The organism is Pseudomonas sp. TR47 (assembly GCF_044143025.1).
GTDB classification, from domain to species: Bacteria; Pseudomonadota; Gammaproteobacteria; order Pseudomonadales; family Pseudomonadaceae; genus Aquipseudomonas; species Aquipseudomonas putida_E.
The window spans coordinates 1-656 of record NZ_JBHFCS010000077.1; the positions used below are offsets into that span (position 1 = coordinate 1).

A 656-nucleotide genomic window follows, 5' to 3' on the forward strand; every position below is an offset into this window, starting at 1 on the left:
GCTACGACGCCGGCGCCGACGGTACGACCGCCTTCACGGATAGCGAAGCGCAGACCGTCTTCCATTGCGATGGTCTTGATCAGGGTAACAGTCATCTGAATGTTGTCACCTGGCATTACCATTTCAACGCCTTCCGGCAGTTCGCAGTTACCGGTCACGTCAGTGGTACGGAAGTAGAACTGAGGACGGTAGCCTTTGAAGAACGGAGTGTGACGGCCGCCTTCTTCCTTCGACAGAACGTAGACTTCTGCGGTGAACTTGGTGTGCGGCTTGACCGAACCTGGCTTGACCAGAACCTGGCCACGCTCAACGTCGTCACGCTTGGTACCACGCAGCAGAACGCCGCAGTTCTCGCCAGCACGACCTTCGTCCAGCAGCTTGCGGAACATCTCAACACCGGTGCAGGTGGTGGTGGTGGTGTCACGCAGACCAACGATTTCCAGCGGATCCTGAACGCGGACGATACCACGCTCGATACGACCGGTAACAACGGTACCACGACCCGAGATCGAGAATACGTCTTCGATCGGCATCAGGAACGGCTGGTCGATGGCACGAACTGGCTCAGGAATGTAGCTGTCCAGAGTTTCTACCAGCTTCTTGACAGCGGTAGTGCCCATTTCGTTGTCGTCTTTGCCTTCCAGGGCCATACGAGC

At 57.2% G+C, this 656-nt stretch carries 1 protein-coding gene; it reads right to left on the reverse strand.

All coding sequences use genetic code 11. The features are described 5' to 3' along the window. On the reverse strand, nucleotides 1–656 hold a 656-nt coding region (locus ACEWE8_RS26095), incomplete at both ends, for an EF-Tu/IF-2/RF-3 family GTPase (RefSeq protein ID WP_395589451.1).